A 24,905-nucleotide genomic window follows, 5' to 3' on the forward strand; every position below is an offset into this window, starting at 1 on the left:
GCGGCGGGACAGCGGGTTACAGGGGGATGTAGACGCCGAAGTCGCGCGTGGCGGTCCGGAAGTCCTGGAACCCGATCCGCGCGCCCGCCGCACGGGTCACGGTGCCCTTGGCGATCACGCCGCCCGCCGACGACGGCCCGTACACCGGTCCGCCGCTGTCGCCCGGCCGGGCCGACTGCTGCCCGTTCACCTGCTCGCCCTCCACGAGGTCCTCGCGGTCGGCGTAGAAGAACAGGACTTCGATGCCGCACACGGGGTTGCCGGTCTCCCGCGCGCTGGTGACGCCGGACTGGCACAGGTACTCGCCGGTGTAGACGTCGCCCCAGCCGCGCACGACCTCGACGGAGTTGCTGTCGCCGCCGCCGACGTACTGCTGGTTCACCACGTTGCCCGTGGGCACCAGCATGATGTCGTGGTCGGGGTGCTCGGCGCCGGCCGTGCCGATGTACTCGCCGGTGGGGTCGGTGACGCGGACGCCGGGGTTGCCGCAGTGGCCCGCGGTGAGCAGGAAGCGGGCGTTGTCGCCGTTGCGGACGGAGAACCCGGACGTGCAGGCCGCGCCGCCGAGCACGATGGTCGCGCCGCCCTTCCACGGCGGGCTGTCGTCCTGCCGGGACACGGGTGCCAGCGGTTCCTCGACGACGGTGCGCACCGGCACGTCCACGGCCGCGTCGAGACCGAGCGCGGCGGCCTCGGAGGTGGCGCCGAGGACGAGCCCGCTGCCGTCCGCGGGGACCTTGACGGCGTGCACGGCGGGTCCGCGGCGAGCGTCGAGGACCTTGGCGGCCTCGCGCAGCTCGGCGTCGGAGTGGGCGGCGGCCTCGAACTCCACCGGCGCCTCGCCCCGGGCCGCGGCGGCGCGCACGGCGGCGGGCACCTCGCCCTTCCACCACAGCGCGACGTGGTCGTCCTCCAGGACGAGGCCCGCGAACCCGGCGTGACCGCCGCGCAGGACCTCGGCCTGGATGGTGTCGGCGGTGCGGACGAGCGGTTGCCGGGCGAGCATCCGGTCCAGGTCGGTCACGGGCTTCCCGGCGGCGGAGGTGGGCGCGGTACCCAGGGCGGTCGTCGCGACCAGGGCCGCGAACAGGGCGAACGTCCTGCGTGCTGTCCTCACGAGCGGTGCTCCTCCGGGTCGCTGAGGCGCGGGCGGTCGGGGGGTGACCGGTCAGAACCGCAGGTCGGTCAGGTACTCGTAGCCGGTCCGGGCGGTGGCCAGGGCGTCGGCGGGCTGGTCGTTCTCCACGATGTACTCGGCGACCCGCGTCGAGCGGAAGATGCGGGCGAAGTCGATCGTGCCCTCGCCCGGGTCGGCGAACGAGCCGTCGGGCGCGCGGTCCTTCACGTGGAACTGGCGGACCCTCGGGAAGTGCTCGCGGTACAGCGCGACCGGGTCCACGCCGCCGGTCACCGCCCAGTACAGGTCCAGTTCGAGGTGCACGTTGCGGCGCGACGTGCCCGAGGTGATCACGTCGAACGGCCGCACGCCCTCGACGGCGGCGAACTCGTGGGCGTGGTTGTGGTAGCCCAGGGCCAGGCCCGCGCGGCGCAGCTCCTCCCCCGCCGCCTCCAGCCGGGTGGCGAACGCCCGCCACCCGGCCAGGGTCGCGTGGTTCACCCACGGGACGACCACGTAGGTGTTGCCGAGGGTGCGGGCGTCGGCGATCACCTGGTCGAGGTCGCCGTCGATGCCCACGTGGCAGGACGTGGCGCGCAGGCCGGTGCGGCGCAGGACGCGGGCGAACTCGGCGGCGGTGCGCCCGTAGGTGCCGGCCAGCTCCACGCGGCGGTAGCCGATGTCGGCGAGCGCGGACAGCACGGGCTCCGGGTCGTCGCCCATGATGCCGCGCAGGGTGTAGAGCTGGATGCTGATCGACCGGCGCGGCACCCGGCGGTGCGGGTGGTGGGGCGACGCCGAGGCGCCGGCCGGCAGGGCGGCGACGGCTCCGGTCGCCAGGGCGGTGCTCAGGAACGCGCGGCGGGTGGGCACAGGGGACTCCTCGTCATCGGGGTGACAGCCCTTGCAGGGTCAGCAGGAGGTCGCGGACGGCGGTCGCGGGCAGCCGCCCGGTGCGCTCGACGACGGCGGGCGGGGTGGGGGCCGAGCACAGCAGCACCGGGCCGTCGGCGGGGTCGTCGGGCAGCCGGCCGTGCGTGCCGCGCACCACCGAGGGGTCCAGCGGCACGGTCTTCATGGCGTAGCGCAGGCCGAGCTTCTTGCGCACGAGGTTCGCGCCCGCCTTGGCCTTGGCGAGCCGGTCGGCGGGGTCGAAGAACAGCTCCGCCGGGTCGTAGCCGGGTTTGCGGTGGATCTCCACGCCCCGCGCGAAGTCCGGCGCGCGCTCGTCGTCCAGCCAGTAGTAGTAGGTGAACCAGGCGTCCGGCTCGGCGACCGCCACCAGCTCGCCGGACCGCTCGTGGTCCAGCCCGACCGCGCCCTGGGCGGCGCGGTCCAGGACGGTGTCCACGCCCTCCAGCCCCTCCAGCACGGCGCGGGTCTTCGCCACGTCCGAGGGGTCGGCCACGTAGACGTGCGCGACCTGGTGGTCGGCCACCGCGAAAGCCCTCGACGTCCACGGGTCCAGGTACTCCATCCCGGCCTGGGCGTGCACCTGGAGCAGCCCGGCGCGGCGCAGCGCCCGGTTCACGTCGACCGGCCGCCTGGCCGCCGTGATGCCGTACTCGGACAGGGCGACGACGGTGGCGCCGGCGGCGTGCGCGTCGCGCAGCAGCGGCTCCACGGCGCGGTCCACGTCGCGGGCGGCCCGCACCGCCTCGGGCGAGTCCGGCCCGTACCGCTGGAGGTCGTAGTCCAGGTGCGGCACGTACACCAGCAGCAGGTCCGGCCGGTGGGTGGCGAGCACCCGCCGCGCCGCGCCCGCGATCCACTCGCTGGAGGCGATCGAGGCGGTCGGCCCCCAGTACTGGAACAGCGGGAACTCGCCCAGCTCCTCGACCAGCCGGTCGCGCAGGTCCGCCGGCCGCACGTACGCGTCGGGCGACTTGCGGCCGTCCGCGTGGTAGACGGGGCGCGGGGTGACGGTGACGTCGGTGGTCGCGCCCATGGCGTACCACCAGCAGACGTTGGCCGTGGTGTGGTTCGGGTCGAGCCGGCGCGCGGTCTCCCACACCTTCTCGCCGCGCACGAGGCGGTTGTGCTGCCGCCACAGGAAGACCTCGCCCAGCTCGCGGAAGTACCAGCCGTTGCCGACCACGCCGTGCTCGGCGGGGGTGAGCCCGGTGAGGAAGGTCGACTGGACCGAGCAGGTCACGGCGGGCAGCACGGTGCCCAGCTCGGCGCGGAACCCCCGTTCGCCGAGCGCCCGCAGGTTCGGCATGTGCGGCAGCAGGGCGGGCGTCATGCCCACCACGTCGAGCACGACCAGCGGGGTCGTCACGGGTGCACCTCCAGCGGCAGTTCGGCGGTGGCCCAGCGCAGCTCGGCCGCGATCCCCTCGACCAACCGCCGGTCGGCGAGGTCCCCGCCGGTGGGGTCCCCGTCGGTGGGGTCCCCGTCCGGGTGGCCGTCGGCGGCGGGGTCGGGCAGGACGGACCAGGTGTAGGTCTCCACCTCGACGTCCGGGGTGTGGCCGACCTCCCGGACCGCCCGGAGCGCCCCCTTGAGCACGTCGGTGGTGGCGCGCAGCGGCGCGGGCGGCTCGGCGTGCAGCGGCACGTGGAAGTGCACGCGCCACGGCCCGCCGGTCGGCAGCTCCGCGAACGCCTCGGGCAGGTCGTCCGCCCGGTGCACGCGCCCGTCCACCAGCGCCCGGACCTGGTGCAGGTAGCGGGGTTCGGCGAACGCGCCGAGCGCGGCGGGCGCGTCGACCGGGTCGGGCAGCTCCAGCGCCGCCGACGCCTGCACCTTCACCACCCGCAGGCCCGCGTCGGCGATGGACCGCACCGCCTCGGCCGGGTCGGCGAACGACACGGCGAGGTGGCACGTGTCGAGGCAGATCCCGACGTGCTCGGGGTCGACGCGGCCCGCCAGGAGCCGCACGGCGTCCGCGACGGTGTCCACCACGCAGCCGGGTTCGGGTTCGACGGCCAGCCGGACGGTGCGGCCGGTGCCGCCGGCCAGCCGGCGCAGCGCCGCCGCCGCCTCGCCCAGCACGTCGAGCGCGCGGGCGTGCTCGACGTCGGACCACGGGTGCCGCCACGCCAGCGGCAGGGTGGAGATGCTGCCCTCGCCGCCCTCCGGGAGGAGGTCCGCCAGCACGGTCGCGCAGTCGAGCGTGTAGTCCAGGCGCTCGGTGGTCGTCCAGTCCGGGTGGTAGACGGCGTGCTTGACCACGTCCCGGTGGAACCCGCCGTAGGGGAAGGCGTTGAGGGTGCGCACGACGAGGCCGCGCGCGTCGAGCGCGGTGCGCAGCCCGGCCCGCCGGGCGGGGTCCTCGGCGAGGGCCTTCGCGACCGGCGCGGACAGCCACAGACCCAGGCCCAGCTCCCCGCCGACGCGGTCGCGCACCGGCACGGCGTACCGGTCGAGCTGGGCGAGCACGCCGGGCAGGTCCTCGGCGGGGTGGACGTTGGTGCAGTAGGAGAGGGTCACGAGCCACCGCCCCCGGACGGGGTCCCGCGCAGGATCGAGTTGCCCGCGAACGTCTGCGGCGCGTCCGGCTCGTCGAGCACCAGCCGCCCGCTCTGCCCGTAGAACTCGACCGGGTTGTGCCACAGCACCCTGTCCACGTCGGACCGCGCGAACCCGGCCGCGAGCATCGCCTGCCCGGTGCGGTAGGTCTTGAGCGGGTCGGAGCGGCCCCAGTCGGCGGCCGAGTTGACCAGCACCCGCTCGGTGCCGTGCTCGCGGAGGATGGCCACCATGCGCTCCTCGTCCATCTTGGTGTCCGGGTAGATGGAGAAACCCGCCCAGCACCCGGAGTCCTTCACCGCGCGCACGGTCACCTCGTTGAGGTGGTCGACGACCACGCGTTCCGGCGGGAGGCCGGACTCGCGCACCACGTCCAGCGTGCGCAGCGTGCCGGCGAGCTTGTCGCGGTGCGGGGTGTGCACGAGGGCGGGCAGGCCGTGCGCGACGGCCAGTTCGAGCTGCCGGGCGAACGCGTCGTCCTCCTCCGGCGTCATCGAGTCGTACCCGACCTCGCCGACCGCCACCACGCCGTCCTTGGCCAGGTAGCGGGGCAGCAGGTCGAGCACCTCGGCGCACCGGGGGTCGTTGGCCTCCTTGGGGTTCAGCGCGAGCGCGCAGTGGTGCCGGATGCCGAACTGGGCGGCCCGGAACCTCTCCCACCCGATGAGGGAGTCGAAGTAGTCCACGAACGACGCGGCGGACGTGCGCGGCTGGCCGAGCCAGAACGCGGGTTCCACCAGCGCGGTGACGCCCACCGCGGCCATGGACTCGTAGTCGTCCGTGGTGCGCGAGGTCATGTGGACGTGCGGGTCGAAGATCCTCACGGCGTCCTCCCCAGCAGGCGCAGCGCGTCGGCGGGCACGTCCCGGCCGGCGGCCTCGCGTTCGGCGGCGTAGTCGGCGGTCATGCGCAGCAGCTCGTCGTCGGTCCGGTCCCGCAGGCCGTGCACGGCGGCCAGCGGGATGCCGGTGAACAGGCACTTCAGCACCCCGTGCCGCCAGGTGTGCGGGTCGAGGTGACGGGCGGCGAACGGTCCCAGCGCGGCGGCGACGAGGCGGGTGTCGTTGGCGCGCAGCGCGTCCCGCACGATCGGCAGGCCCACGTCCGGGTCGGTGTCCGGGGTGAGGGCCCGCAGCACGCCCCGCCGCTCGGCGTCGTCGCCGTACCGGTAGAGGGCGGGCAGCTCGGACGCGTCGGGCAGGGCGGCGACGAGCCGGGCGCGGGCGGCGTCGTCCACCGTGCCGTGCACCAGGCCGCCGGGGTCGTCGTCCCGCAGCGGTCCGCGCCCGACCTCGCGGCCGACGGTGGGGAAGAGGACGCGGATGGCGGTGGGGTCGGCGCGGACGCGGCGTTCGGCCCCGGTCACCCAGTCGACCGCGGCCGGCCGGTCGGGCGCGGCAGGCCAATCGGACCCGGCAGGCCGATCGGGCGCGGCCGGCCGATCGGACCCGGCGGCGGACCCGGCGGTGGGCGCGGGGGCGGACACGGCGGTGGGCGCGGCCGTGACGGGCGCGGCGGTGGCGGCGGTGAGGGCGGCGAGCGCCCGGCGGGCCACCTGCGGCGCGGCGTGGCTGTGCCGGGGCAGCTCGACGGCGGCCAGGCCCCGGTAGCCGGTGTCGACCAGCGCGGCGAGGGTCGCGCGCAGGTCCAGCTCGCCCTCGCCGAACTCCAGGTGCTCGTGGACGCCCGGCAGCATGTCGTCCAGCTGCACGTTGACCAGCAGGTCGCCGGTCCGGCGGACGCACGCGGCGGCGTCCTCGGGTTCGACGGCCACGCAGTGCCCCACGTCGAGGGTGACGCCCAGCGGCGCGGGGTCGCCCAGCTCGGCGCGCAGGGCCAGCGCCTGGTCGAGCCGTTCGACGACGTGCCCGGGTTCGGGCTCCAGGCCCAGCCGCACCCCGGCGCGGTCGGCGAGGTCGACCACCCGCGCGGTGCCGGCGCGCAGCCGGTCCCACGCGCCCTCCGGTTCGGCGGCGACGCCGGCCCAGAACGACACGCAGTGCGCGCCGAGGTCGCGGGCGACGAGGATCGCCCGGCCGAGGAAGTCGACCCGCCGGTCCTGCCCCTCGGACACCAGGGTCGGGTGGTGCTTGCGGTGGGCGTCGAGGAGGTAGCGCGCGCCGGTCTCGACCACGACGGCGAGGTCCAGCTCGGCCAGCCGCCGGGCCACCGCGTCCACCCGGGCGGGGAGGTCGTCGGCGTACGGGTCGAGGTGGTGGTGGTCCAGCGTCAGCGCCACGCCCCGGTAGCCGAGGTCGGCGATGACCGCGAGGGCGTCGTCGAGCCGGTGGTTGGCGAACCCGTTGGTGCCGTAGCCGAGCCGGAACGTCACGTCGGCCCCACCTTCCGGCCGAACCGCCGCGCGAGCGGCAGCGCGCACGCCACGGCCAGCGCCGACCGCAGCGGGCCCCGGGCGGCCAGCGCGGCCTGGAGGGGCACCATGCCGTGGATGCCGGCGACGGTCGCCGCCCGCACCCGCCGGGCGGAGGGGTCCTCCAGCGCGGCGAGCTGCGCGCGGCCCACGAACGCCGCGTACCCGAGTGCGCCGACCGCCGACCGGGGACCGCGCGCGGCGACCGCCACCGCCGTCGCGCAGGTCCCGACCAGCGCCGCCCGCGCCACCGACGGCGACGTGCCGTGCACCTCGCCGCGCGACAGCACCGTCACGCCCAGGGTGTGCGCGGCCAGCGCGCCGGCGGCGGGCAGGGCGGCCCGGCGGGCGCCCGGCGCGGCGCCCAGCAGCACGTCCAGCCCTCGGCACGCGGCCACGGCGACCGGGCCGAGGGCGGTGTCCTTCAGCACCGTGTCGTAGGCCCAGACCGCGCCCGCCAGCGCGCCCGCGGTGGCCAGCGACCGGCGACCGCCGGCGCAGGCCGCCAGGCCCAGGCCGATGGCGGTGAGGCCGCCCGCGACGGCCAGCGCGGCCCCCGGCGGCACCTGCCCGGACGGGATGGGCCGCTCCGGGCGCTCGACGGCGTCCACCGACCGGTCGGCCCAGTCGTTGAGCGCCATGCCCGCCCAGTACAGGGCGACCGAGGACAGCGGCAGCAGGAGCCGGCGACCGCGCAGGACGCCGCCGGCCCCCGCCACCGCGTCACCGAGCACGGTCAGCGCCGCCGGCGCGCGGACCAGCCGCAGGTAGGGGTTCACAGCTCGCCCACCCACTCGACCAGCCGGCGGGTCTGCTCGGCGAACCCGTGCTCGGTCGAGCCGAGCGGGTCCTTGAAGAAGAACCCCAGCGCGTCCTGCACGCCCACCCGGCCGGCGCGGTGCGCCGCGGCGAGCAGCCGGGCCAGGTCGAGCACCAGCGGCGCGGCCAGCGACGAGTCCAGGCCGGACCAGGTGAACTGCAACGACATGCGCGCGCCCAGGAACCCCTCGAACGACACGTGGTCCCACGAGGTCTTGCGCTCGCCCAGGTCGGGCACGTTGTCGATGTGCAGCGGCGCGACGACCGGGTGCCCGAGCAGCGCGGCGAGCCCGGACGCCTTGGTGCGCAGCTTGCTGGACGCGTGCTCGGGGTCCTCCAGGGTGGCCCCGTCGCCGCCGCCGAGCAGGTTGGTGCCCGCCCACGACAGCACGTGCAGCGCCCGCGCGGTGAACATCGGCGCGAGCACCGTGCGCACCAGGGTCTCCCCCGTCTTGCCGTCGCGCCCCGCGTAGGGGACGCCGACGACGGCGGCCAGCTCGTCCAGCGCGGGCAGCGCCACCCCGGTGGAGGGGGTGAAGTCCACGAACGAGCAGCCCGCCTTGAACGCCGCGTAGGCGGCCAGGGAGCTGGGCGGCAGGACGTCCCGCCCGGCCGACAGGGCGCGCTCCAGGGCGGCCAGGTCGGCGTGCTCGGGGCGCGGCGGCGCGGGCGGTTCGGTGGAGGCCACGTTGACCACCACGACCCGGTCGAGCGAGTGCCGTGCGCGGAACGACGCCAGGTCGGCGACGAGCCGCGCGGCCACCTCGACCTGCGGCCCCTGCGGCACGTCCCGCAGTTCGGCCTGCACCTCGGCGAGGCCCGCCGCGACGGGCCCGAGCAGGTCGGCCGGGACGACGCCCGCCCGCGCCAGGTGCTCGGCCCGCTTCGCGAGCGGGGTGGACACCACGTCGTGCCCGCCGACCACCAGCGAGTCCCACGGGGGCAGCGCCCCGTCGGGCAGGTCGGCGTCGAGCAGGGCGGTGACGCTGCCGGTCGGCGGCACCAGGCCGGCGCGCAGGCCCAGGAGCCCGCACACCGCCGTGGTCGCCACCGATCCGCGCGCGCCGATCAACCACAGACCGGTCCGTCGCACTCACAGCTCCTTGATCCGGATGTCGCGGAACCACACGTCGTCGCCGTCGCCGTGGTTCTGGAGGCCGATGTGCCCCCGCGCGAGGTCGCGCGCGGGGTCCGTGCTGGTGAAGTCGTTGATCTTCACCCCGTTGAGGAAGACCTCGATGCGCTGCCCGCGCACCGCGATCTCGTAGGCGTTCCACTCGCCGGGCGGCTTGAGCGCCCGGTCGCGGGCCGGGATGTCGGCCGACTGGAACGAGTAGACCGCCCCGGTGGTGCGGTCGGGCGCGTCGGTGGCGTCGACCTGGATCTCGTAGCCCCGGTCCACGGCGACCCACGGGTCGGTGCCGGGGTCGGGGAAGCCGACGAACAGGCCGGAGTTGTCGTCGCCCGCGACCTTCCAGTCGAACCGCAGCCGGTAGGAGCCGAACTCCTCGCCGAACCAGAGCAGGCCCATGCCGCCCTCGCTGCGCACGGAGCAGTCCTCCTCCTCGACGAACCGGCCCGGTCCGGCCTGCCGCCAGCCGGCGAGGCCGTTGCCGTCGTAGAGGGCGCGGTAGCCGCGTTCGGGCCGTGCGCAGGGCGAGGTGATCGGCTTGTGGCGCACGTGCCGCACGGTGTCGACGTCGAACAGCGCGCCCGCCGCGCCGCCCCTGAACACCAGGTGCAGCGTCCGCACGCCGCCCTCGGTCACCACCTTCGGCCCGAGGTCGAGGTAGGTGTCCCAGCCGCCGGTGGACGGGACGGTCACCGGCTCGTGCACCAGGGGCCCGGTGGGCGAGTCGGCGCGGGCCTCCAGCGTGCCGCCGATGCCGCCGGAGGACACCCGGTAGCCGAGGGCGGCGGTCCGCCCGAGGTCGACGCCGGGGTAGGACACCCAGTCGCCGTCGTGGACGTCGCCGACCCGCTTGCCGCCCTGGGCGGTGGTCCGGTCGTGGACGACGACGCCCTGCTGCCCACCCAGCGACTCGGCGGGCACGTCGACGGTGAGCGCGGTGCCGGGGCCGCGCAGGCGGATGGTGTCGACGTCGAACAGCGCGCCGCGCCCGCCCTCGAAGCGGAAGTACAGCCGCTTCGTGCCGCCGGGGTCGGTGATCGCCGCGGGCGCGAGGTCCGCGTAGTTCCGCCACCCGCCGGTGCCGGGGACGGTGGCGGTCTGCACCAGCGGGCCGTTCAGCGCGCCGGAGCGGACCTCGATCCGGCCGCCGGCGGAGCCCGAGGCGACCCGGTAGCCGATGCCGGTCACGCCCGCCAGGGACACCGCGTCGAACGCGATCCAGTCGCCGTCGTGGACGTCGCCGACCTGCGCGCCGCCCTGGGCCGCGGCGTCGCGGACCACCGACGTGCCGCGCTGGGCGCTGTGCGACTCGGCCGGGGTGGGCCGGGTGTGCTCGGGGGCCGGGGCCGGCGGGTCGGCCGCGAAGTGGACCGCGTCCACGTCGAACAGGCTGCCGCTGCCCTTGAAGACCAGGTACAGGGGGTGCGTGCCGCCGGGGTCGGTGATCGCGGAGGGCGCGATGTCGACGTAGGTGTCCCACCCGCCGGTGCTCGGCACGGCGACGGACTGCACGAGGGCGCCGGTGGGCGAGTCGGCGCGCACCTCGATCGTGCCGCCGTTGCCGCCGGAGGACACCCGGTAGCCGATGCCCGTGACGCCGCCGAGGTGCACCGGGTCGAACGCGATCCAGTCGCCGTCGTCGACGTAGCCGACGCGCTTGTCGCCCTCGGCGGTGCCCGCCTCGACGACCTGGACGCCGCGCATGGTGCTGAAGAACTCGGCCTGCTTGTGCCTCGGTTGCAGGACCGCCTCGTCCTCGCCGGTCAGCGCGGGCGCGCCCGGTGCCCCGGTGTCGGTGTAGGAGGCGTTGACGACGCCGAAGACGTTGGCGTCCACGCCGTGCCCGCCGTCGGACGGGGTGGCGATGACGCCCTCGCAGCCGGTGGCGCGGGACAGCGGGTGGCCGTGGCTGTCGTGGCCCAGGACGTATTCCACGACGACCTTGGCGCAGTCGACCCGCCCGTCCTCGGGGTCGGTGACGGTGACCTTGAACGGCACCTGGTCGCCGAAGGAGAACACCCGGCCGTCGGCGGGCGCGTCCAGCACCACGACGGGCGCGGTGTTGCCGACGTCGACCACCGCGCTCGCCGCGCCGACCAGCCCGGTCGGGTCGGTCACCGACAGCTTCGCGGTGTACCGGCCGATGGTGGTGTAGGTGTGCGTGACGGGCCCGGCGGTGGTGGAGTCGGTGGTGCCGTCGCCGTCGAAGTCCCACGCGTACGCGAGCGCGCCGCCGTCCTCGTCGGCGGTGCCCGCCGGGTCGAACCGCACGGTCAGCGGCGCCGGGCCGGAGGTCCTGTCGGCCGCCAGCTTCACCGCGGGCGTGTGGTGGCCGCGGGTGTGGTCGATCCGGTAGACCGCCGAGTCGGGCGCGCCGCCGAAGTAGCCGCTGCCGTAGTCCAGCACGTAGAGCGAGCCGTCCGGGCCGAACTCCAGGTTCATCGGCCTGGTCAGCGTCATCGAGTCGAAGAACGGGGTGATCGCGCCGCGCTCGCCGCCCTCGCCGACGTCGACGGTCTTGATCCAGCCGCGGTCCCACTCGTAGGCGAAGGTCTTGCCGTCGAAGTGCTCGGGGAACTTCGTCTGCACGTCCAGGTCCGGGTCGTGGTGGTAGGTGGGGCCGCCCATCGGCGACTCGCCGCCGGTGCCGAACTCGGGCACCGAGCCGCCGTCGTAGGGGATCCACGCGGGTTGCACGGGCGGCAGGTCCACCAGGCCGGTGTTGCGCGGGCTGGTGTTCTTCGGCGCGTCGCAGGAGAACGCCCCGCCGGACGCGCCGGTGGCGAAGTCGTGGTCGACGTACGGGACGTCGTTCCCGACGCAGTAGGGCCAGCCGTAGTTGCCGGGTCCCTTGACCAGGTTGAACTCGACGCTGCCGCCGGGGCCGCGGGCCGGGTCCGCCGACCCGGCGTCGGGGCCGTAGTCGCCCAGGTGCAGCCAGCCGGTGGCCTTGTCGACGGCGAACCGGAACGGGTTGCGGAAGCCCATGGCGTAGATCTCGGGCCGGGTCCTGTCCGTGCCGGGCGCGAACAGGTTGCCCTCGGGCACGGTGTAGGTGCCGTCGTCGGCGACCTTGATCCGCAGCACCTTGCCGCGCAGGTCGTTCGTGTTGGCGCTGGAGCGCTGGGCGTCGAACGCCGGGTTGCGGGTGGCCCGCTCGTCGATCGGCGTGTAGCCGTCGGAGGCGAACGGGTTGGTGTCGTCGCCGGTCGACAGGTACAGGTTGCCCTGCGCGTCGAAGTCGATCTCGCCGCCCGCGTGGCAGCACAGGCCGCGGTCGGCGGGCACCCGCAGGACCTGCTGCTCACTGGCCGGGTCGAGCACGCCGTCCGCGCCGAGCCTGAAGCGGGAGAGCTGGTTGTGGCCCCGGAACGGCGCGAAGTCGGCCTCGGTCCCGTTCTCCGGCGCGTCGCCGGCGGGGGTGTCCAGGACCGGCGCGTAGTACAGGTAGACCCACCCGTTGGTGGCGAAACCCGGATCGATCGCGACGCCCTGGAGGCCGTCCTCGTCGTGGTTGTAGACCGGGACCCGCCCGGCGAGGGTCGTGGACGCCTCGGGCGTGGTCAGCCACACCCGGCCGTCGCGCGAGGTGTGCAGGACGCGGCGGTCGGGCAGGACGGCCAGCGCGATCGGCTCGCCGGTCTCCTCCTCGCCGAGCGCGAGGGTGATCTGGTCGAAGTCGGCGTCGGTCGGCGGTCCGGGCGGCTCGTCGCCGGGCTCGCAGTCCGCCGGGGCCGTGCCCAGCGCGTACCGCAGGCCGCCGAGCAGGTGCTGCCGGAACGCGGGGTCGGCGTAGGACTCCTCCGTGTGGCCCATGCCGGTGTACCAGGACCGGCCCTCGCCGGGCGTGTGGCACCAGGAGATCGGGTGGTCGCCGGACGGGTCGGTGGGCGCGTAGCTGGTCTCGTCCAGCGCGGCCAGGACCTTGACGGCCGTGCGCGGGTTGGACCGGTAGCTGTACCACTCGTCGGTGCGCGTCCAGGTCTCCGGCAGGTGGGCCGTGGACGGGTGGTCGTGGTCCTCGACCTCCACCTCGGCCCGCTGGACGGGCGGGTGCGACCTGAAGTAGGAGCCGACCAGCTCGCCGTACCAGGGCCAGGAGTACTCGGTGTCGGCGGCGGCGTGCACGCCCGCGTACCCGCCACCGCCCTCCACGAACCGCTCGAACGCCTGCTGCTGGGCCTCGTCGAGCACGTCGCCGGTGGTGGAGAGCCAGACGACCGCGTCGAACCGGGCGAGGTTGGCGTCGGTGAACGCGCCCGCGTCCTCGGTCGCCTCGACGGTGAACCCGCCGGCCGCGCCCAGCTCGGTGACGGCGGCGATCCCGGCCGGGATCGAGCCGTGGCGGAAGCCCGCCGTCTTGGAGAAGACGAGGAGGTGCTCGCCGTCGGGGTGCGCGGCGTCGGGGTGCGCGGCCGAGGGGGTCGCGACCAGGGTCATCGCCGCCAGCGCCGCGACCGTCGCCAGGGCGGCCGGGCGCGTGGGGGGCCTCGTGGGCGTGCTTCGCTTACCTCGCACCGCTTTCTCCTCGTTCGCACATCGCTGGGCTTCGCGGACGGTGAGGCTTGTGGTCCAGCTCACAGAGTCGGACGTGAGGGCAATTCTGTTTGCGTTAGACTGAAGTGCGCAAGACTTTCGCGTGTTTTTGACGAAAGTCCTGCACGAATGGACGAAAGTCGAGTACCGGTGACCACCCAGCGTCAGGGGCGGAAAAGCCTCCGGGCGCGACGCCCCGACCGGGCCGTCGTGGATGATGGGCCGGTGCGACGACCAGCGGCGGGCCCGTGATGGGCGGTTACCTGAAGGGCCGCATCCGCCGTGAGGACATCATCACGGCGGCCGTCGCGGTGTACGGCGAGGCCGGGTACCACGGCTCGTCGCTGCGCGAGATCGCCAAGCGCGCGGGGATCACGCACGCCGGGCTGCTGTACTACTTCCCCACCAAGGAGGCGCTGCTCGCGGCCGTCCTGGAGCGGCGGGACACCGAGGACGCCGAGCGCGAGCGGCTGGAGGCGCCGCCCGGCCTCGACGTGCTGCGGCACTTCCTGGCGCTGGCCGAGCACAACACCCGCCACCCCGGCATCGTCGACCTGTACTCGCGGCTGGCGGCCGAGGCCGTGGCGCCCGACCACCCCGCGCACTCCTACTTCGTCGACCACTACCGGATGGCCCGCGAGGGCGTGCTCGACTCGTTCCGGGCGTTGGCCGAGCGCGGCGAGCTGCGGGACGGGATCGACCCGCGGCAGGCCGCGCTGGCGTTCATCGCGCTGATGGACGGCCTCCAGGTGCAGTGGCTGACCACGCCGGACGAGGTGGACCTCGTCGGCTCGCTGCGCTTCTACCTGCGGGCGCTGCTCACCGTCCCGCTGGACCGACCGGGCTGAACGGGTCCCAGTCGGCGGGCAGCGCGGGCGGCACCTCCGCGGTGCTCGCCACGTCCACCCACCGCCCCCGGCCGATCGACTCCTCGATCGAGAGCATCGCGTCGAGCACGTGGTGGGCCAGCTCGCCGGAGGCGCGTTCCGGCACGCCCGCCCGGATCGCGCGGGCCAGCTCCAGCGCGCCCGTGCCGCGCGACGCGGTGTGCCCGACGGCGGCGAGCTCCTCGGGACCGGCGTCCCCCGCCCCGGCCAGGTGCAGCGCGGTGGACCCGTCGAAGCGGTTCGGGTCGGGCAGCACGGCGGTGCCCCCCGTGCCGGAGACCTCGATGAAGCCGGTGCGGGACAGCGCCGAGTCGAAGCTGAGCACGAGCTGCGCGGACCCGCCCCGGCGGAACTCGACCAGGGCGGTGACCGTGGTCGGCACGGTCACCGCGAACTCGCTGCCCGCCCGGGGGCCGGAGCCGATGACCCTGGTGTCGCGGGCCCGGCCGCCGGTGGCGGTGACGCGCCGGACCGGGCCGAGCAGCTGGACCAGCGCCGTCAGGTAGTACGGCCCCATGTCGAGCAGCGGCCCGCCGCCCGCCTGGAACAGGAACTCCGGGGCGGGGTGCCAGCTCTCCGGGCCGGGCACCTGGAAGAGGGCCAGGGCGGTGCGCGGTTCGCCGATGCGGCCCGCGTCCACCGCGCGCCGCGCCGTCTGGAAACCCGCGCCGAGCACGGTGTCCGGGGCGCACGCCACGCGCAGGCCGCGTTCCCGGGCGCGGTCGAGCAGCGCGCGGCCGGACGCGCGGTCCAGCGCGAGCGGCTTCTCCACCCACACGTGCTTGCCCGCGTCCAGCGCGGCGAGCCCGACGGGGACGTGCGCGGCGGGCGTGGTCAGGTTGACCACCAGCTCGACCTCCGGGTCGGCCAGCAGCTCGTCGGGCGTCCCCGAGCGCGGGACGCCGTGCTCGGCCGCCCGCGCCGCGGCCCGCGCGGGGTCGAGGTCGGCGACCGCGAGGACCCGCAGGTCCGGGAAGCCCGTCAGGTTCTCCAGGTAGGTGGCGCTGATGACGCCGGCGCCGATCACGCCCACCCCGACCGGCGCGGTCACCGGTCGACCTCGGCGAGGTAGGCGTAGCTGGCCGCGATGCCCTCGAACAGGTCGCCGTCGTAGGCGTCGAACTCGACCACGCGCAGCGCGTCCGGCGCGGCGGCCAGCACCTCGGCCACCGGCACGCCGCCCCGTCCGGCGGGCACCTGGCCGGAGGCGTCCCGCGCGAGGCCGCCGTCCTTGACGTGCAGCGCGTGCACGCGGGCCCCCAGGCGGCGCAGCAGGTCCGGCGCGTGCTCGCCGCCCGCGGTGGCCCAGTAGGTGTCGACCTCCAGCACCACGGCCGGGTCGAGCAGGTCGGCCAGCAGCTCGAAGGCGCTGCGGCCGTCGATCCGCGAGGCCAGCTCCCACCAGTGGTTGTGGTAGCCGACGCGCACGCCGTGCTCCGCCGCGACCGCCGCGGCGGCGTTGAGCGCGTCGGCGGTGGCGGCGACGTCCGCCGGGTCCTCCCACTTCCCGGCCTCGACGTGCGGGTCGACGACGACCTCGGTGCCCAGCTCGACCGCCGCGGCGAACACGGCGTGCTGGTCGGCCCCGATGAGCCGCGCGTGCGCGGTGGGCGCGGTGAGCCCGTGCTCCGGGAGCGCGGTGCGCAGGACGGCGACGTTCTCCAGCACGCCGTAGGGCTCCACCCGGGTGAAGCCGATGGCGGCGAGCCGCCGGAGGGTGTCGTGCGGGTCGGCGGCGAACGCGTCGCGCACCGAGTACAGCTGAACGGAGGTGTTGCCCATCCCCGGGCTCCTGACGTCGACGGTGGCGGCAGTGGGTGTGGAAGCGCTCCCACAGTTTTCTACCACTTGGTAGAAATTCGCACCAGACCCCGGATCAGCGGTGCGGGGACCCCTGCGCGCCGCCGTTCACGACGCCGCGTCCAGGCCCCTGCCGGCGAGGTGACCGTGCGGTCGCGTGCGGCGCAGGGTCTCCGCGCGGTCGTGGACCGCGAGCACGGCCTCCTTCAACCCCCCGCCGAACTCGTTGCGGAACGCGAAGGTGGCCCAGGTGGTGCGGCCGTCCACGATCGTGTCGTCGATGACCAGCCAGCGGCGTTCGTCCGAGCGCTCGGGCGTGGCCAGGGCGGCCACGCACAGCCTGGTGCGCTCGACCTCGGCGAGGAGCTGTCCGGGCGTGAGCACGTCCAGCGACGCCGGCCGCTCGCCCGGCCCGTCCGCGGGCACGTCCAACGCCGCGCACAGCCACTCGCGCAACCCGGTCGTCGGGCCCCCGTCGGTCGGCAGGCCCCGGACCTGCCGGACCAGTTCCCCCGCCGTGCGGGCCGAGAACAGGCGGGGGTAGGGGCGGTCCGCCCGCCGGGGGGTCAGCGCGGACACCGGCGAGGTGAGCCCGAACCCGGCCGCGAAGACGGCCTCCTTCGCGCGGGCGAAGTCGTCGTCGTCGAGCAGGGTGGCGGGGGAGCCGTCGGGGTGCCGGTGGTTGGGCGCGAGCGCCGCGGCGAGGCCGTACCGGCCGACCACGAGGACGATCGGCGCGCCGGCCGAGGTCGCCTCGCCCGGGACGGTGATGCTGCCGCGGTGCTCGCCCCCCTCCGGCAGGTGTTCGACGGCGCACCGGCGGCCGAACGCCGCCCCCAGTGCCCCGGACAGCCGTTCGACCCCGGCCCGCACGACACCCGGGTCCAGGAGGAGGGGGCGCGCGAGGCGGTCGGGGGCGTCGAGGTCGAGCAGGAACGCGCACAGGTCTTCAGCGGTGACGGGCACGGCAGGATGGTCGCAGGCGCCCCCGCACGACGAGGTCGAGCGGGCGGCGCACCGGAGGGAGACGGCCATGCCGAAGTTCGTGACCATCGGGTACGGGGACCAGGAGGGCTACGACCGCACCGACGCGGCGGTGCTCGACGAGGCGCACGCGCACGACGCCCGCCTGGGCGCGACGGGGGCGGTCATGGGGATCGCGGGCACGCCCGTGCGGGTGCGCAACCACGACGGCGCCGGCACGACCGCGGAGAGCGGGCCCTTCCTGTCCTCGGCCCTCCCGGTCGCCGGGTTCGCGGTCATCGAGGCGGCCACGCTGGAGGAGGCGGTCCGGCTCGCGTCGAAGGCGCCGTGCGCGGTGGCGCACGGCGTGGTCGAGGTCTGGCCGCTGCGGGAGGCTCCGTAGGCCGCACGGGGGCCGCGCCGGGGGTGCGCCCCGGCGCGGCCCCTCAGCGCCGCCGCCGGGTGGCCCGCCCCACCAGCTCGGCCAGCAGCGGCTTCGCGGCCTGGTCCATCGCGGCGGTCCGCAGCGCGCTCAGCGCCCGGTCGACGCGCACCGAGATCAGCTGCTCGGCCCGCTCGGCCGCGCCGGTCGCCCGGACCACGTCGCGCAGCAGCTCGGCCCGCTCGTGGTCCAGGTCGGGGTCGCCGTGCAGGGCCGAGATGACGTCCCGCTGACCGGGCGTGGCCTGCTGCCACGCCAGCGCCATCAGCACGGTCGGCTTGCCGTCGCGCAGGTCGTCCAGGGCGGGCTTCCCGGTGACCAGCGGGTCGCCGAACACGCCGAGCAGGTCGTCGCGCAGCTGGAACGCCTCCCCCACCGGCCGGCCGTACGCGCCGCAGGCCCGCGCCAGCGCCGGGTCCCCGCCAGCCAGCGCGGCGCCGATGCGCAGCGGTAGCTCCACGGTGTACCGGGCGGTCTTGAGGCGGACCACCCGCCACGCCGCGCGCACCGGGTCGGCGTTCGGCCGCGCCGCCCCCACCAGGTCGAGGTACTGCCCGGCGACCAGCTCGGTGCGCATGGTGTGCAGCAGCTCCCGCACGGCGGGCTGCGGCCCGGCGGCGTCCTCGGCGCGGCGCAGCAGCTCGTCGGACCAGGAGTGGCACAGGTCGCCGAGCAGGATCGCCGAACTGGTGCCGAACCGGCGCGCACCGCGGGCGTCGCCGAACCGCTCGGCGAGCAGCCGGTGCACGGTCGGCCGGCCCCGGCGCAGCGCCGAGTGGTCCATGACGTCGTCGTGGATCAGCGCGAAGGTGTGGAACAGCTCCAGCGCGGCGGCCGTCCGCAGCAGCGCCGGGTCGCCGGGCGAGCCGCCCGCCGCGAGGAACCCGCTGTGGCAGAACAACGGCCGCAAGCGCTTGCCACCGGTGACGAACTCGGACAGCACCTCCACCAGCGGTGGCAGGCAGGGGTCGGGCGCGAGGCGCGCCTGCTCGGCCAGGAAGTCGACGATCACGGAGTCCACGTCGGCGCGGACCGAGTCGAGGTCGCTGCGCACGGCGTCGATGACGGTCATGGGTTCCTCCACGGGGCGGCGCACGCACGCCGACCACCGCCGGGTTCCCGCCGACCGCCCCCGCACACGTCACGTGCGTGTGACCCCCGTTTGCACGTTCGCGTGAGCGCGGTGACGGAGAATGACGAGGACGAAGGGGGTCGGCATGGCGCTGGCGGTCGTGACGGGCGGGAACCGGGGCATCGGCCTGGAGGTGTGCCGCCAACTGGCCGCCCGGGGGCACGAGGTGGTGCTGACCGCCCGCGACCCGGCGAAGGCGGCGTCCGCCGCGCGGGCGCTCGGCGTGGACCACCACCCGCTCGACGTGACCGACGACGCGTCGGCGGCCGACCTGGCCGCGCACCTGACCCGGCGGCACGGCCGCGTCGACGTGCTGGTGAACAACGCGGCCGTGCACTACGACTCCTGGCAGCGGGCGTCCTCCGCCGACCTGGCGATCGTGCGGGAGGCCGTGGAGACGAACTTCTACGGGCCGTGGCGCACGACCCTCGCACTGCTGCCCCTGCTGCGGCTGAGCGACCACGCCCGGGTCGTGAACGTCTCCAGCGGGGCGGGCTCCCTCGCGACGATGGGCGGCGGCACCCCCGCGTACGGCACGTCCAAGGCCGCCCTCAACGCCCTGACCTTGATGTTGGCCGCCGAACTGCCCGACTTCCGGGTCAACGCGGTGTGCCCCGGCTGGGTCGCGACCGACATGGGCGGCGCGGGCGGGCGGCCGGTCGCGGACGGCGCGGCGGGCGTGGTGTGGGCCGCGACCCTGCCCGACGACGGCCCCACCGGGGGTTTCTTCCGCGACGGCGAGCGGGTTCCCTGGTAACCCGATTGGGTATGCCCCGGCCATGAAGTGGCGCATCGGTGCGGCGGTGGCGGCGGTGGTCGGGGTCCTGGTCCTGGTCGGGGCCCTGGTCGTCGTGCCCCGGTTCGGCACCGACACGGTGGACCGCAGCGGGCCGGCGCTCCTCCGGTCGTTGCGCGACCTGAGCCAGTACCACGCGGCGGCGGGTGACTTCCAGGTCGTGCTCGACATCGAGAAGGACGTCCGCTACGTCCCCGCGGCCCTCGCGGGTCAGCGCACCCTGTTCGTCGCGGCCGGCACGGTCAACGCCTACGTCGACTTCTCCGGTCTCGCCGAGGACGCGCTCGATGTCGACGCGGAGAAGAAGACGGTGGAGCTGTCGCTGCCCGGCGCGACCCTGGACAAGCCGAACCTGGCGCAGGACCGCTGCTACGTCTTCGCCCAGGAGCGCGGCCTGTTCGACCGGCTCGCCTCGCTCGTGGAGACCCAGGACCAGCAGCAGTTCTACGTGGCCGCCGAGCAGAAGATCGCCGACGCGGCCCGCGAGTCCGGCCTCACCGGGCGGGCCGACGAGAACACCCGCAAGATGCTGACCGGCATGTTCACCGCCCTGGGCTACCAGCCGCGGTTCACCGGCGCGGCGTAAGCTCCCCGCCCGATGAGGCGGACGAGGACGGGACCCGGGGCGACGAGGTCCGTGGCGACGGGGCACGGCACGACGGGGCACGGGACGACGGGGCACGGCCGGTGAGGCGCAAGCAGCGGCCGGCGCTGCTGGAGCAGCGCCACGGCCTCGACCCGGCGCGCCTGCGGCTGCCGCCGGACGGCACGTGGGCGACGGTGCGCGACCACCTGGTCGAGCGGCTGCCCCGGGTGGCGCCCGAGCGCATCGACGCCATGCTCGCCGACGGGATGGTCCACGACCTGCACGGCCCGCTGCCGCCGGACGCCGCCTACGTGCCCGGCTCGTCGGTGTGGTTCCACCGCGACCTGCCGGACGAGGTGCCGGTGCCGTTCGAGATCGGGGTCGTGCACCGCGACGACGCGATCCTGGTGGTGGACAAGCCGCACTTCCTGGCCACCATCCCGCGCGGCAGCCACGTGGTGGAGACGGCGCTGGTGCGGCTGCGGACGGGCCTGGGCCTGCCGCGGCTGAGCCCGGCGCACCGGCTGGACCGCGTCACGGCGGGGCTGGTGATGTTCGTCGTGGACCCCGCGCTGCGCGGGAAGTACCAGACGATGTTCAAGGACCGCGTGGTGCGCAAGGAGTACGAGGCCGTCGCGCCGCACGACCCCGCGCTGGAGCTGCCGCGCACGGTGACGAGCCGCATCGTGAAGGTCAAGGGCGTGATCACGGCGCAGGAGGTGCCCGGTCCGCCGAACGCGGAGACGCGCGTGGAGCTGGTCGGGCACCGGGACGGCTGGGCGCGGTACCGCCTGCTGCCCACCACGGGCCGCACGCACCAGCTGCGCCTGCACATGGCGTCGCTGGGCGTGCCGATCCGCAACGACGACTTCTACCCGGTGCTGCGGGAGAAGCCGCTGGACGACTTCCGCGACCCGCTCCAGCTGCTGGCGAAGGTGCTGGAGTTCACCGACCCGGTGACCGGCGAGCACCGCCGCTTCACCAGCCGGCTGGAGCTGGCCCTCTAGCGCGCAGCCTTTCCTTCCAGCGCAGCCTTCCAGCGCAGCCCTTCAGCGCCCGGACCGCTAGTCCAGGTAGCCGAGCATCTGCGCGATCTGCGCGGTGCGGGACTCGAAGATCCGGTCGGCGAGGTCCTTGGCCTGCGGGTTGGCGCCGCCCTCCTTCTCCAGCTTCGCCATCGCCACCGCGTTGTGCTGGTGGCCGATGAGCAGGTTCAGGAACGCCTTCTCGAACTCGCCCGACGGCGTGGCCGCCAGTTCGGCGACGGCCTCGGGGCTCGTCGAGTGGTCGCCGCCGTGGCCTGCGTGCAGCTGCGGGTCGTCACCGGCCTCCTCCGGCCGGCCCCAGTCCACGAGCCACTGGGACATGGAGTCCACTTCGGACAGCTGGGTGACCTCGATGGCCGCGGCGAGCGTCCTGACCTCGGGCCGCACCTCGCGGTCCTTGGCCATCCTCACGATCTCCAGCCCGGTGCGGTGGTGCGGCACGGACATCTGGAGGAACATCACGTCGGTCTCGTTGAACTCGTTCGTCTGCACCGCGGTGGTCGCGGGGGCCGCGGGTTCGGGTGCCGAACCACCGCCGCCGCACGCGGTGAGGACCACCATTCCGGCCAGCAGGGCCGCGAGGCGTCGCACGGGGTCGTCCTCCTCTTCAGGGACGGGGAGGCCCGCCCGCGCCGTGACAGGGAGGCGCGGACGGGCCGGTGTCACCGGGCGGCTACAGCTTCTGCCACAGCGCCGCGGTGTTCGGCGGTTCCCAGCCCACGAGGGACGTGTGGGGCTGGACGCAGCGGTAGGCCGCACCGCCGTAGGTCACCTGCGCGCCGACCGCGTACGCGGTGTTCGGCGCCCACGTGCCGCCCGCCGGGGGCTGCGTCGTGGTCGTCGGCGGCCGGGTGGTCGTGGTGGTCGCCGGCGGCGGGGTCGTCGTCGTGGTGGTCGGCGGGGTGCCGCCACCGCCGACCTGGAGGTCGACGCAGGAGTAGAACGCCATGGGCGTGTCGGCGATGTTCCAGATGGCCAGCAGCTTGACCCGGCCGGTGCGACCGCCGAGGCTCACGTTGTGCGTGACGGTGGCGCCGGGCTGCTTGCCGCCGTCGTTGAACTCGGCGATGCGGGTGCCGCCGACGTAGTACTCCCACGTGCTGGTGGAGTGGCGGGCGGTGAGCGTCCAGTTGAACGCCACCGTGCCGCCGACCGAGGTGGTCGGCCACGCCTTGTTGTCGTCGCTCAGCGGGGCGAACTGGCTGATCCCCGCGTGGCAGTTGCGCTGCCCCTTCGGGCCCTCCACGCTCTGCGGCTCGTAGACGACGGGGCCGCAGTCCGCGACGCGGCCCTGCGCGCACATCGCCTGCCGACTGGGCGGCGAGGAGATGTAGCCGTGCGCGCTTGCCGTTCCCGCTGACACCACGACGATGAACGGTGCGATGCCCACGCCGGCGAGCACCGCCGCGAGCTTGCGCTTGAGGTTCATGTGTCCAGCTCCTTCGGAGGGGACCCGAGGTGAGGGTCCCCAAGGCAGGGTTCCAAATCCGCGGCGGCCGGATCACGCGCAACGTCACGCCGTGCGAACACGAAGTGACGTAACGCGACGTGGTCTAGACCATAATCGGGAACGTCATCCGGGTCAAGGTCGTGAACCGGGTGGCCCAACCGCGCGCGTCCCCGACCGTGAACGGGGGAACCGGAACCCCGGGGACGGAACCTCCCGGGAACGGGAAAGGGGGCCGCGTCCTGACTCGCGGCCCCCTCCCCGTGCGCACCGGTGGGCGATGCAGGTCGTCGCCCACCGGCACCGGTCTCAGCAGTACAGGTTGCCGCCCGCCGGCACGCCGAGGACGCCGACGAACCGGTTGTAGGCGTCGACCCGGCTCTGGACCTGCGCCGGGTTGCGCCCGCCGCACTCCAGCGACCCGTTGATGCTGCGGATCGTCTCGCCGAAGCCGCGCTGGTTGACCATCGCGTCGTGCGGCGTCATGGTGCCCGGACCGTTCTGCGTGTTCCAGTACCAGAGGGCGGTCTTCCAGGCGACCGAGGCGTCGTTCTGCACGAGCCACGGGTTGGTCAGCAGCGGGAGGCCGAGCGCGTCGCCCGCCGCCTTGTAGTTGAAGTTCCAGCTGAGCTGGATGGGACCGCGGCCGTAGTAGGCCGCCTGGCCGGCGGGGCACCCGTAGGGCTGACCCGCGTCGCAGTAGTGCGGGTAGTTCGCCTGGTTCTGCTCGACGACGTGCACCAGGCCGCCGGTCTCGTGGTTGGCGTTGGCCAGGAAGGCCGCCGCCTCCTGCTTGCGGACCGTGTCGCTGCCGGTCTTCGCGAAGCCCGGGTACGCGTTCAGCGCCGCGGTGAGGCCGGCGTAGGTGTAGAAGGGGTTCCGGCTCGGGAACATCTGGTTGAACTGGGTCTCGCTCACCACGAAGCCACCGGTCGCCGGCGGGTTGGTCGTGGTGGTCGGCGGGTTGGTCGTGGTGGTCGGCGGGTTCGTCCCGCAGGTGTACGGCTCCCAGTACCAGGTGCTGATGACCGGGTCGTAGCCCGGGTTGTCGTGCTCGGCGACGTAGTAGAGGCCGTTGGTGTACTTGACGATGCTGCCCGCGGCGTAGAACTGGCCCGGCACCCAGTTCGGGTGGTCGCAGCCGACCGGCGGGGGCGTGGTGCCGCCGCCGCACGTGCCCTGGTCGACCCAGACCGCGGCGGTGCCGGGGGTCTCGTTCTGGGTCCACCACTGGGCTCGCCAGTTCTTGTTGGCGTAGGAAGCCGTCGTGCCGCCGTTGTAGACGGCTGAGGAGCTCCAGGCGGACGCGCACGCCGCGGCGGAGGCGGCGGAGTTGGCCGCGACGACCGTCAGTGCCGCCCCGACCACGACAGCGGCGATCGCCGCCACTACGCGGATTCTCGACACGTGATCACTCTTTCCCGTTGGATGCGCCCATCGGACGTGACGAGGGCAACTCAACCGGAAATGGTCTACACCAGTCAAGAGTGCGACTCGCCTTTCTCGTTGTAGTTAGGGGTTGAGCTGCACCTTTCTGTGAGAGCGCGCTCACGGCGGTGTGCGTGCTGTTCAATGGTCCGGTGCAGTGGACGCGCTACTGGCGGGCGGCCGACCGGCCGTTGGAGGCGATGCACGCCCACTTCACGTCGCACCGCTACCACCGGCACAGCCACGACGCCTACTCCTTCGGGGTGACCGAGCAGGGCGCGCAGGAGTTCCGCTGCCGGGGCGGCACGCACACCAGCGCGGCGGGCATGGTCCTCGCGTTCAACCCCGACGAGGCGCACGACGGCCACACCGCCGCCGAGGACGGCTTCACCTACCGGATCGTCCACATCGGACCGGAGCTGGTCGCGGAGCTGGTGCCGGCGCTGCCGCTGTTCCGCGACCCGGTGGTGCACTCCCCCGCCCTCGCCGACGCCCTGCGCGACCTGCACGCCTCGCTCCGGGAGGGTGCGCTGGCCCGCGACGAGCAACTGGTGCGCACGGTCCGGGCGATGGCGGCGCACGCCGGCCCGCTGCCCGCGCCGACCGCCGCGCACGGCGACCCGACCGCGGCCCGCGACCTCGTGGAGGCGCACTTCTCCGACGACCTCACCCCGGCGGACCTGGTGGGGGTGACGGGCCTGAGCCGCTTCGCGCTCTACCGCGCCTACCGCGCCCGGTACGGCCTGTCCCCCAGCGACCACCAGCGCCAGCGCCGCCTGCGCGAGGCGCGCCGCCTCCTCTCCGGGGGCACCCGCCCGGCCGACGCCGCCGCCGCGGCGGGTTTCGCCGACCAGGCCCACCTGACCCGCTGGTTCCGCCGCTGCTACGGCATCACGCCCGCCGAGTACGCCCGCGCCGCCGGCCACTGA

22 protein-coding genes are annotated in these 24,905 nt (G+C 74.8%); 6 read left to right on the plus strand and 16 right to left on the minus strand.

Annotated elements, in window-relative coordinates; all coding sequences use genetic code 11:
- Nucleotides 1-16 precede the first annotated feature (16 nt).
- Genes ACRAKJ_RS32425 through ACRAKJ_RS32465 form a run of 9 tightly spaced genes read right to left on the minus strand, consistent with a single transcriptional unit; the run spans nt 17 to nt 13,353 of the window.
- On the minus strand, nt 17-1,117 hold the full coding sequence (locus ACRAKJ_RS32425; protein WP_438924133.1) for a hypothetical protein: 1,101 nt from the start codon (nt 1,115-1,117) through the stop codon (nt 17-19).
- A gap of 51 nt (nt 1,118-1,168) precedes the next feature.
- Nucleotides 1,169-1,990 (minus strand): TIM barrel protein, encoded by an 822-nt coding sequence (locus tag ACRAKJ_RS32430; protein ID WP_438924132.1) that lies wholly within the window; start codon nt 1,988-1,990, stop codon nt 1,169-1,171.
- A 13-nt stretch (nt 1,991-2,003) separates the two neighbouring features.
- Nucleotides 2,004-3,398 (minus strand): alkaline phosphatase family protein, encoded by a 1,395-nt coding sequence (locus tag ACRAKJ_RS32435; RefSeq protein ID WP_438924131.1) that lies wholly within the window; start codon nt 3,396-3,398, stop codon nt 2,004-2,006.
- On the minus strand, nt 3,395-4,552 hold the full coding sequence (gene eboE, locus ACRAKJ_RS32440) for a metabolite traffic protein EboE (RefSeq protein WP_438924130.1): 1,158 nt from the start codon (nt 4,550-4,552) through the stop codon (nt 3,395-3,397). Before eboE ends, ACRAKJ_RS32435 begins: the two co-directional genes overlap by 4 nt.
- Nucleotides 4,549-5,415 carry a TatD family hydrolase gene (locus ACRAKJ_RS32445; protein ID WP_438924129.1) on the minus strand — a complete coding sequence of 289 codons (867 nt, stop codon included), beginning with the start codon at nt 5,413-5,415 and terminating at the stop codon, nt 4,549-4,551. The genes eboE and ACRAKJ_RS32445 overlap by 4 nt, the downstream gene beginning before the upstream one ends.
- Nucleotides 5,412-6,923, minus strand: a complete 1,512-nt coding sequence (locus ACRAKJ_RS32450) for an EboA domain-containing protein (protein ID WP_438924128.1) — start codon at nt 6,921-6,923, stop codon at nt 5,412-5,414. Before ACRAKJ_RS32450 ends, ACRAKJ_RS32445 begins: the two co-directional genes overlap by 4 nt.
- Nucleotides 6,920-7,741: an SCO3242 family prenyltransferase gene (locus tag ACRAKJ_RS32455; RefSeq protein WP_438924127.1), complete on the minus strand. Its 822-nt coding sequence runs from the start codon at nt 7,739-7,741 to the stop codon at nt 6,920-6,922. Before ACRAKJ_RS32455 ends, ACRAKJ_RS32450 begins: the two co-directional genes overlap by 4 nt.
- On the minus strand, nt 7,738-8,874 hold the full coding sequence (locus ACRAKJ_RS32460; protein ID WP_438924126.1) for an inositol-3-phosphate synthase: 1,137 nt from the start codon (nt 8,872-8,874) through the stop codon (nt 7,738-7,740). The genes ACRAKJ_RS32455 and ACRAKJ_RS32460 overlap by 4 nt, the downstream gene beginning before the upstream one ends.
- A complete protein-coding gene (locus ACRAKJ_RS32465; RefSeq protein WP_438924148.1) occupies nt 8,875-13,353 on the minus strand; it encodes a carbohydrate-binding protein in 4,479 nt (1,492 codons plus the stop codon).
- A gap of 347 nt (nt 13,354-13,700) precedes the next feature.
- On the opposite strand from ACRAKJ_RS32465, the gene ACRAKJ_RS32470 reads away from it, so the two are divergent.
- Nucleotides 13,701-14,297, plus strand: coding sequence for a TetR family transcriptional regulator (locus ACRAKJ_RS32470; protein WP_438924125.1), 597 nt, complete (start codon nt 13,701-13,703; stop codon nt 14,295-14,297).
- Here ACRAKJ_RS32470 and ACRAKJ_RS32475 read toward each other — a convergent pair.
- The 3 genes from ACRAKJ_RS32475 to ACRAKJ_RS32485 form a co-directional block, all read right to left on the minus strand.
- Nucleotides 14,269-15,387, minus strand: a complete 1,119-nt coding sequence (locus tag ACRAKJ_RS32475; RefSeq protein WP_438924124.1) for a Gfo/Idh/MocA family protein — start codon at nt 15,385-15,387, stop codon at nt 14,269-14,271. The two genes, ACRAKJ_RS32470 and ACRAKJ_RS32475, sit on opposite strands and share 29 nt — an antisense overlap.
- A complete protein-coding gene (locus ACRAKJ_RS32480; protein ID WP_438924123.1) occupies nt 15,384-16,118 on the minus strand; it encodes a TIM barrel protein in 735 nt (244 codons plus the stop codon). Before ACRAKJ_RS32480 ends, ACRAKJ_RS32475 begins: the two co-directional genes overlap by 4 nt.
- A gap of 126 nt (nt 16,119-16,244) precedes the next feature.
- Entirely contained in the window at nt 16,245-17,102 is an 858-nt protein-coding gene (locus tag ACRAKJ_RS32485) for a hypothetical protein (protein WP_438924122.1), read from the minus strand.
- Nucleotides 17,103-17,169: 67 nt separating this feature from the next.
- On the opposite strand from ACRAKJ_RS32485, the gene ACRAKJ_RS32490 reads away from it, so the two are divergent.
- The gene (locus ACRAKJ_RS32490; RefSeq protein WP_438924121.1) at nt 17,170-17,502 is read left to right on the plus strand and encodes a YciI family protein; all 333 of its coding nucleotides are present in this window, start codon (nt 17,170-17,172) and stop codon (nt 17,500-17,502) included.
- Between the two features lie 43 nt (nt 17,503-17,545).
- Here ACRAKJ_RS32490 and ACRAKJ_RS32495 read toward each other — a convergent pair whose 3' ends face one another.
- Entirely contained in the window at nt 17,546-18,613 is a 1,068-nt protein-coding gene (locus tag ACRAKJ_RS32495; RefSeq protein WP_447008775.1) for a polyprenyl synthetase family protein, read from the minus strand.
- 121 nt (nt 18,614-18,734) lie between these two features.
- Between ACRAKJ_RS32495 and ACRAKJ_RS32500 the strand changes: the two genes are divergently transcribed.
- The 3 genes from ACRAKJ_RS32500 to ACRAKJ_RS32510 all read left to right on the plus strand — a co-directional run bounded on the left by ACRAKJ_RS32500 (nt 18,735) and on the right by ACRAKJ_RS32510 (nt 21,062).
- Nucleotides 18,735-19,430 carry an SDR family NAD(P)-dependent oxidoreductase gene (locus ACRAKJ_RS32500; protein WP_438923792.1) on the plus strand — a complete coding sequence of 232 codons (696 nt, stop codon included), beginning with the start codon at nt 18,735-18,737 and terminating at the stop codon, nt 19,428-19,430.
- 22 nt (nt 19,431-19,452) lie between these two features.
- Entirely contained in the window at nt 19,453-20,055 is a 603-nt protein-coding gene (locus tag ACRAKJ_RS32505; RefSeq protein ID WP_438923793.1) for a DUF4230 domain-containing protein, read from the plus strand.
- Nucleotides 20,056-20,156: 101 nt separating this feature from the next.
- Nucleotides 20,157-21,062 carry a pseudouridine synthase gene (locus ACRAKJ_RS32510; RefSeq protein ID WP_438923794.1) on the plus strand — a complete coding sequence of 302 codons (906 nt, stop codon included), beginning with the start codon at nt 20,157-20,159 and terminating at the stop codon, nt 21,060-21,062.
- A gap of 57 nt (nt 21,063-21,119) precedes the next feature.
- Here the strand turns inward: ACRAKJ_RS32510 and ACRAKJ_RS32515 are convergent, their stop codons facing one another.
- The 3 genes from ACRAKJ_RS32515 to ACRAKJ_RS32525 all read right to left on the minus strand — a co-directional run bounded on the left by ACRAKJ_RS32515 (nt 21,120) and on the right by ACRAKJ_RS32525 (nt 23,955).
- Nucleotides 21,120-21,692, minus strand: coding sequence for a DUF305 domain-containing protein (locus ACRAKJ_RS32515; protein WP_438923795.1), 573 nt, complete (start codon nt 21,690-21,692; stop codon nt 21,120-21,122).
- Between the two features lie 82 nt (nt 21,693-21,774).
- Complete coding sequence (locus tag ACRAKJ_RS32520) at nt 21,775-22,530, minus strand: lytic polysaccharide monooxygenase (RefSeq protein WP_438923796.1); 756 nt, start codon at nt 22,528-22,530, stop codon at nt 21,775-21,777.
- Nucleotides 22,531-22,857: 327 nt separating this feature from the next.
- Entirely contained in the window at nt 22,858-23,955 is a 1,098-nt protein-coding gene (locus ACRAKJ_RS32525; RefSeq protein ID WP_438923797.1) for a glycoside hydrolase family 19 protein, read from the minus strand.
- 155 nt (nt 23,956-24,110) lie between these two features.
- On the opposite strand from ACRAKJ_RS32525, the gene ACRAKJ_RS32530 reads away from it, so the two are divergent.
- On the plus strand, nt 24,111-24,905 hold the full coding sequence (locus ACRAKJ_RS32530) for an AraC family ligand binding domain-containing protein (RefSeq protein ID WP_438923798.1): 795 nt from the start codon (nt 24,111-24,113) through the stop codon (nt 24,903-24,905).

Source organism: Saccharothrix sp. DSM 118769 (assembly GCF_052936295.1).

Bases quoted from the DNA above. Each gene is read 5' to 3' on its own strand.
- ACRAKJ_RS32465 (WP_438924148.1), bottom strand. From the start codon at position 13,353: ATGACCCTGGTCGCGACCCCCTCGGCCGCGCACCCCGACGCCGCGCAC.
- ACRAKJ_RS32470 (WP_438924125.1), top strand. From the start codon at position 13,701: ATGGGCGGTTACCTGAAGGGCCGCATCCGCCGTGAGGACATCATCACG.
- ACRAKJ_RS32480 (WP_438924123.1), bottom strand. From the start codon at position 16,118: ATGGGCAACACCTCCGTTCAGCTGTACTCGGTGCGCGACGCGTTCGCC.
- ACRAKJ_RS32490 (WP_438924121.1), top strand. From the start codon at position 17,170: ATGCCGAAGTTCGTGACCATCGGGTACGGGGACCAGGAGGGCTACGAC.
- ACRAKJ_RS32495 (WP_447008775.1), bottom strand. From the start codon at position 18,613: ATGACCGTCATCGACGCCGTGCGCAGCGACCTCGACTCGGTCCGCGCC.
- ACRAKJ_RS32500 (WP_438923792.1), top strand. From the start codon at position 18,735: ATGACGAGGACGAAGGGGGTCGGCATGGCGCTGGCGGTCGTGACGGGC.
- ACRAKJ_RS32505 (WP_438923793.1), top strand. From the start codon at position 19,453: ATGAAGTGGCGCATCGGTGCGGCGGTGGCGGCGGTGGTCGGGGTCCTG.
- ACRAKJ_RS32520 (WP_438923796.1), bottom strand. From the start codon at position 22,530: ATGAACCTCAAGCGCAAGCTCGCGGCGGTGCTCGCCGGCGTGGGCATC.